The 7,117-nt window shown below is 70.9% G+C and carries 5 protein-coding genes; 2 read left to right on the top strand and 3 right to left on the bottom strand.

All coding sequences use genetic code 11. From position 1 onward, the window contains the following. Positions 1-594, top strand: a 594-nt coding sequence (locus tag AA75_RS50305; protein ID WP_051814114.1) for an Rv3235 family protein, incomplete at its 5' end; no start/stop codon positions are given. Positions 595-696: 102 nt separating this feature from the next. Here the strand turns inward: AA75_RS50305 and secA are convergent. After that, positions 697-3,450, bottom strand: a complete 2,754-nt coding sequence (gene secA, locus AA75_RS37825) for a preprotein translocase subunit SecA (protein ID WP_033824967.1) — start codon at positions 3,448-3,450, stop codon at positions 697-699. Positions 3,451-3,760: 310 nt separating this feature from the next. On the opposite strand from secA, the gene AA75_RS37820 reads away from it, so the two are divergent. After that, positions 3,761-4,915 carry a winged helix-turn-helix domain-containing protein gene (locus tag AA75_RS37820; protein WP_033824966.1) on the top strand — a complete coding sequence of 385 codons (1,155 nt, stop codon included), beginning with the start codon at positions 3,761-3,763 and terminating at the stop codon, positions 4,913-4,915. A 42-nt stretch (positions 4,916-4,957) separates the two neighbouring features. Here AA75_RS37820 and AA75_RS37815 read toward each other — a convergent pair whose 3' ends face one another. Both AA75_RS37815 and raiA read right to left on the bottom strand, forming a co-directional pair. After that, on the bottom strand, positions 4,958-5,710 hold the full coding sequence (locus AA75_RS37815; RefSeq protein WP_033824972.1) for a response regulator transcription factor: 753 nt from the start codon (positions 5,708-5,710) through the stop codon (positions 4,958-4,960). A gap of 205 nt (positions 5,711-5,915) precedes the next feature. Continuing rightward, positions 5,916-6,608, bottom strand: a complete 693-nt coding sequence (gene raiA / locus AA75_RS37810) for a ribosome-associated translation inhibitor RaiA (protein ID WP_033824965.1) — start codon at positions 6,606-6,608, stop codon at positions 5,916-5,918. Positions 6,609-7,117 lie beyond the last annotated feature (509 nt).

Raw genomic sequence — 7,117 nt, 5'->3', positions numbered from 1 at the left:
ACCGCACACGCCACCACCGCGCCCGAGCCCGCCCCTCAGCCCGGAGCACGGCCGCTACCACCCGGCCCGAGCATCCGCCCGCTGGCGCCCGTACCCGGCCACCACCGCCCGCGCCGCCCGGTCCGCCACCCGCACCCGCACCCGCACCCGTACCCGCCCACCGCCCCGGGGGCGCCGCGCGCCGCAGCGCACCGCGCCCGGCACGCCGGGCCCTCGCAGGCCCTCCTCCCGCGCCACCCGCGGACGGCGTGCGCCCCTGCCCACGGCGCGGGGCAGGGCGAGCTCGCGACCCGTTTCGCGCACCGGCTGGTGGAGGTGCTGACCGGCGTACGCCCGGTCGGCCAGCTCCAGCGGCACACCACGCTCAAGGGCTACCAGCAGATCGTCGCGCTGGTCCGCAACGGCCCGCTGCGCCCGCACGGCCGCGCGCCGCGCACCCGCCTCGGCCGGGTGTACGACTCCGCGCCGCGCAGCGGGGCGCTGGAGGTGTGCGTCCGGGTGGAGTTCGGTCCGCGCCACCACATGGTGGCGTTCCGGCTGGAGCAGCACCGCCAGTCGCAGCAGTGGCAGTGCGCCGCCGTGGAGGCCCGCTGACCCTGCCCCGACGGCCTCCGCCCGTACACGCGCCAGGGCGCCGCCCCCGTAGAACGGGAAGCGGCGCCCTGGCGCGTGCAGTGCCTGTCAGGCGAAGCCAGATCAGCCCTTGCGGCGACGGCCGCCCTTGGCCGCCTTCGCGGCCTTGCGGCGCTCGGCGCGGGTCAGCCCGTCGCCCTCCTCGGCCGCGAGGTCGTCGAAGTCGCCCTCGACCACGCCGCCGCCGATCTCGTCCGACGGCGCGACGTAGTGCAGCTTCTTGCGCTGCGGCGCCTCCAGGCCCTTGGCCTTGATCTCGGGACGCGCGTCGGCCTTCTCCAGCGAGATGTCGGAGTCGGCCACCGGCACCTCCTCGACCTGCTGCTCGACCTGGACCTCCAGGTTGAACAGGTAGCCGACGGACTCCTCCTTGATGCCCTCCATCATCGCGGAGAACAGGTCGAAGCCCTCGCGCTGGTACTCGACCAGCGGATCGCGCTGGGCGTAGGCACGCAGCGCGATGCCCTCCTGGAGGTAGTCCATCTCGTACAGGTGCTCGCGCCAGCGGCGGTCCAGCACCGACAGCACCACGCGGCGCTCCAGCTCGCGCATGATCTGCTCGCCGAGCTGGTCCTCGCGGGCGCCGTACTGGGACTGGATGTCCTCCTGCAGCACCTTGGTGAGGAAGTCGGGGGTCAGCCCGGCCGGGCCGCCGACCTCCTCCTCCAGCTCCTCCAGGTCGAGGGTGACCGGGTAGAGCTGCTTGAGGGCGGTCCAGAGCTTGTCGAGGTCCCAGTCGTCCTCGAAGCCCTCACCGGTCGCGGCGGTCACGTAGGCCGCGACGGTGTCGTCCATGAAGTGGCCGATCTGCTCCTGCAGGTCCTCGCCCTCCAGGACGCGCCGGCGCTCGGTGTAGATCACCTCACGCTGGCGGTTGAGCACCTCGTCGTACTTGAGGACGTTCTTGCGGATCTCGAAGTTCTGCTGCTCGACCTGGGTCTGCGCGGAGGCGATGGCGCGGGTGACCATCTTCGACTCGATCGGCACGTCCTCGGGGACGTTGGCCATCGACAGCACGCGCTCGACCATGCCGGCCTTGAACAGGCGCATCAGGTCGTCGCCCAGCGAGAGGTAGAACCGGGACTCGCCCGGGTCGCCCTGACGGCCGGAGCGGCCGCGCAGCTGGTTGTCGATCCGGCGGGACTCGTGACGCTCGGTGCCCAGCACGTAGAGGCCGCCGGCCTCCTGGACCTCGGCCTCCTCGACCTTGACGGCCTCCTTGGCCTTCTCCAGCGCGCTCGGGAAGGCGGCCGCGTACTCCTCCGGCGTGTCCTCCTCGTTGAGCCCGCGCTGGGCCAGGTCGGCGGCGGCCAGGTACTCGGGGTTGCCGCCGAGCTTGATGTCGGTACCGCGGCCGGCCATGTTGGTGGCCACGGTGACGGCGCCCTTGCGGCCGGCCTGCGCGACGATCTGCGCCTCGCGCTCGTGGTGCTTGGCGTTCAGCACCTCGTGCGGGACGCCGCGCTTGCGCAGCTCCTGGGAGAGGTACTCGGACTTCTCCACCGACACCGTGCCGACCAGCACCGGCTGGCCCTTGTGGTGGCGCTCGGCGATGTCCTCGACCACGGCGGCGAACTTGGCCGGCTCCGACTTGTAGATCAGGTCGGGCTGGTCGATCCGCAGCGGGGTCTTGTTGGTCGGGATCGGCACCACGCCGAGCTTGTAGATCTGGTGGAACTCGGCGGCCTCGGTGGTGCCGGTACCGGTCATGCCGGAGAGCTTGCTGTAGAGCCGGAAGAAGTTCTGCAGGGTGATGGTGGCCAGCGTCTGGTTCTCGTTCTGGACCTCCACCCCCTCCTTCGCCTCGATCGCCTGGTGCATGCCCTCGTTGTAGCGGCGGCCGGCGAGCATGCGGCCGGTGTGCTCGTCGACGATCATGACTTCGCCGTTCATGACGACGTAGTCCTTGTCGTTCTTGTAGAGCTCCTTGGCCTTGATGGCGTTGTTCAGGAAGCCGACCAGCGGGGTGTTGACCGACTCGTAGAGGTTGTCGATGCCCAGGTAGTCCTCGACCCGGGTGACACCCTCCTCCAGCACGCCGACGGTGCGCTTCTTCTCGTCGACCTCGTAGTCGCGGTCGCGCTTGAGGCGCTGCACCAGCTTGGCGAAGTCGCTGTACCACTTGGTGGCCTGGTCCGCGGGGCCGGAGATGATCAGCGGGGTACGGGCCTCGTCGATCAGGATCGAGTCGACCTCGTCGACGACCGCGAAGTTGTGGCCGCGCTGGACCAGTTCCTCCTGCGACCAGGCCATGTTGTCGCGCAGGTAGTCGAAGCCGAACTCGTTGTTGGTGCCGTACGTGATGTCCATCCCGTACTGGCGCTTGCGCTCGGCGGGCGACATGTTGGCCAGGATCACGCCGACCTCGAGGCCGAGGAAGCGGTGCACCCGGCCCATCCACTCCGAGTCACGCTCGGCGAGGTAGTCGTTGACCGTGATCAGGTGCACGCCCTTGCCGGTCAGCGCGTTGAGGTAGGCCGGCAGCGTGCCGACCAGGGTCTTGCCCTCACCGGTGCGCATCTCGGCGACGTAGCCGAAGTGCAGCGCGGCGCCGCCCATGATCTGGACGTCGTAGTGGCGCTGCCCGAGGACCCGCTTGGACGCCTCGCGGACGGTCGCGAACGCCTCCGGCATGAGGTCGTCCAGCGACTCGCCCTCGGCCAGCCGGCTCTTGTACTCGTCGGTCAGTGCCCGCAGTTCGTCGTCGCTGAGGTTGACGAAGTCCTCTTCGATCGAGTTGACCTGGGCAGCAATCCGCTGCAGCTTGCGAAGGGTCTTACCTTCGCCGGCGCGCAGGATCTTGTCGAAGACGGACACTTGGGCGGGCTCCTTGCCTGGATCGGCTCTGGACTACAGCACGGCGAGACCTACCCCACCGTACGGTCATCGTATGCGAGGAGGACAAGCCGCCGGGAGGTGCGTCAGCACGGTATTCCCGTGTCACCCGCCCGGGCAAAGCAGGGATTAGCGCCACCCGGCAGGGCAAAACGGTCACCGTACCTGTCGGTGTGCACTGCACAACCGCCCGGGACGCCCAAGGGTTCCCCTGCGTCCCTCCCCCGGGCCGCCCGCCGCCCCCCGGACCTGCGGGCCCCGACTGTCAGCGGCGGGCCCTACCCTGCCCGGCATGACCGCCATCAGCCTCTCCGCCGACCAGGCCCGCCTGATCGCCCTCCGCGCCCAGGGCCTGCTCGGCGCGCCGGACCGCCGCGCGGGCGTCCGCGGCGTGCTGCGCCACCTCGGCGCCGTGCAGCTGGACACCATCTCCGTGCTGGCCCGCTCGCACGAACTGGTCCCGTACGCGCGCCTGGGGGCGGTCGGACGGGCCGCGGTGGACCGCGCGTACTGGGGTTCGCAGGCCACCTTCGAGTACTGGTCGCACGCCGCCTGCATCCTGCCGGTCGAGGAGTGGCCGCTGTTCGCGTTCCGGCGCCGGGCCTACCGCGCCCGCGGGAACCTCTGGGGCCACCAGGTCTCCGCCGCGACCTACCGCCAGGTGCTCGACAAGCTGCGCGCCGAGGGCCCGCTGACCTCCACCGAGCTGGGCGGCGCCAAGCGGACCGCCGAGTGGTGGGACTGGTCCGACACCAAGATCGCGGTCGAGCGGGCGCTCTCCTTCGGCGATGTGGTCTGCACCGAGCGCCGCAGCTGGAAGCGGGTCTACCGGCTGGCCGAGCAGGCCATCCCGGAGGCGCTGTACGGGCAGGAGCCCTCCGACGCCGAGTGCCTGCGCCGGCTGGTCGCGCAGGCGGGGGCCGCGCTCGGGGTGGCCACCCGGGCCGACCTGATGGACTACCACCGGCTCAAGGCCGCCCAGTTCGACGCCGCCGTGGCCGAATCGGGCCTGGTCCCGGTCGAGGTGGCGGGCTGGTCCGGGCCGGCCTGGGCGGATCCGGCGGCGCTGGCGTCGGCGCCGCGCGGCCGCCACCGCACCACCCTGCTCTCACCGTTCGACTCCCTGGTCTGGGACCGCGCCCGCACCGAGCGGATCTTCGGCATGACGCACCGGCTGGAGGCGTACACCCCCAAGCACAAGCGGGTGCACGGGTACTTCGCGATGCCGCTGCTGGCCCAGGGCCGGCTGGTCGGCCGGATCGACCCGGCCCGCGAGGGGCGGACCCTGGTGGCCCGTCAGATCTCGCTGGACGCACCGAAGTACGTCGAAGCGGCGGCCACCGCCCTGCGCGAGGCCGCCGAGTGGGTGGGCTGCGACGCCGTCCGGGTCGAGGCGCTGGGCGACGAGCGACTGCGGCCGGCCCTGAGGTCCCTGCTGGACGGCTGACGGGAGCGGGCGGGCGCGACTGCCGCGGCCCGCCCGGTCCGGTCAGCCTATTTCCAGGATCTTCTCCCGCATCGCGTAGACCACGGCCTCCATCCGGGAGTGCAGCTGCAGCTTCTCCAGGATGTTGCGGACGTGGTTCTTCACGGTGTTCTCGCTGATGAAGAGCTCCTTGGCGATCTCCCGGTTGTTCATCCCGGTGGCCACCAGCTTGAGCACCTCCAGCTCCCGGTCGGTGAGCCGCGGTGCGGGCACCAACTCCCGGTCCTCGGACCGTCGCTGGATCATCGACTTGAACTCGGTGAGCAGCTTGGAGGCCATCGAGGGGCTGATCTGCGACTGCCCGTCGGCCACGGCCCGGATCGCGGTGGCGACCTCGTCGGTGGAGATCTCCTTCAGCAGGTAGCCGGTGGCGCCCGCCTTGATCGCCTCGTAGAGGTCGGCCTCCTCGTCGCTGATGGTCAGCATGATGATCTTCGTGCTCGGGACCACGTCCTTGATCGCGGTACAGGCCTCGATCCCGCTCCGGCGCGGCATCCTGACGTCCATCAGGATGATGTCCGGCAGCAGGTCCGCGGCCTTGAGCACGGCCTCGGCGCCGTCCCCGGCCTCGCCGATGACCGTGATGTCCTCCTCCTCGGCCAGCACGATCTCCAGGCCTCGGCGGAACAGTGCGTGGTCGTCCACCACCAGGACCCGGATCGGCTCGGCCCGGCGCAGCGCGTACCCGGGCTCCCCGCCCTCGCCCTGCCCGCCCCCCGAGCCGGCTCCCAAACCCTGGCTGAATGGCTCGCCCATCCGCTCCTCCCCCGGCTGCCGGTCGATGTCGTGCTCAATCATTCCACGGCGGGGGACCGGTTGATCACCCTCCGCCGTCGCACCGCCCAGCTGGGTGACCCCGGCGGCGTCGTGGGCCGCCGGGGTCACCGGTCATCTCAGTCTTTCGTGTTGTGCCGGACCGGTCGGTCCCGGTCCGGATCCTCCGGCGCCGGGCGACGGACCGTCAGTCCTCGTCCGGGCCGCCGATCGCCCCGCCGGCACCACCGGCGTCACCGTGGGCGGTGTGGTCCTCCTTGAGGTGGATCACGCCGTAGTGGTAGCCGTGCCGGCGGTAGACCACGCTCGGCAGGCCGCTGTCCTTCTCCACGAACAGGTAGAAGTCGTGGCCGACGAGCTCCATCTCGTACAGCGCCTGGTCCAGCGACATCGGCCCGGCGGGGTGCGTCTTCTCGCGGACGACGAGCGGACCGTCGCCCTCCACCTCCAGCGATCCCATCATGGTCTTGCGGACCGTCCCGTTGGCACTGCCCGCGGGCGGCGCCGTCTCGGGGAGGGCTGCCAGCGCCGCCGTCGCCTCCGCGACACTGATCGGGGTGCGGCCGTTGCCGCCCTTGTGCACACGCCGGCGGTCGGCGGACTTGCGCAGCTGCGCGTCCAGCTTGGCTGAGGCCAGGTCGAGGGCCGCGTACGGGTCGGCAGCGGCTGCCTCGGCCCGGATCACCGGGCCACGGGTACGGAGGGTGATCTCGACCCGCTCGGAGCGGTCGGCCTGGCGCGGGTTGTGTTCCTTGGACACCTCGACGTCGAGGCTGATCACCTTGCCGTCAAACTTCTGGACCTTCTCCAGCTTCTCGGCCACGTGCTCGCGGAACCTCTTGGGCACCTCGGTCTTGCGGCCCTTGACGACGATGTCCACGCAGAACTCCGATCCCTTGTGCTGTCGCCGATCCGAGTACGTACCGGATCGGACTGAGACCCAGCCGGACCAGTCAATCGTCGCCGGTCCCGGCGCCGCCGGGAGTGGCGAGCGCGACTGGCCCTCACCTCACTTCCTCCCCACCGGGAGCGCTTGAAACCCCCTCTGGCCTTATGAGACACCCCACCAGGGGATTCCGCCTCCCCAGTCGAACAACGTAACGAGGGAGCACCGGCGGCACGGCTGTTGCCCTCTGTTTACCCTCCTACGAGTGAAACAACGGTAAACAGCTGGACAACACCGCCAGGGTGGTCAACCGTATGGCGCACATCGCCGTTCCGCCACCCCCCGGGAGGTGCCGAAATGACCGATCTGCCTGCGACCGTCCTCGGCCTCCTCGATCTGCTGCTGCCCGTGCCCTGTGCCGGCTGCCGGCTCGGTCCCGGCCCGCTCTGTCCGGACTGCCGCGCCACGCTGGCAGCCGTCCGGGCGGGCCCGGCCGAGCCGCG

The organism is Kitasatospora sp. MBT63, from assembly GCF_000710465.2.
Taxonomy (GTDB): Bacteria; Actinomycetota; Actinomycetes; order Streptomycetales; family Streptomycetaceae; genus Kitasatospora.
The sequence above is the reverse complement of the archived record's forward strand: the minus strand, read 5'-3'. Positions and strand labels throughout refer to the sequence as shown.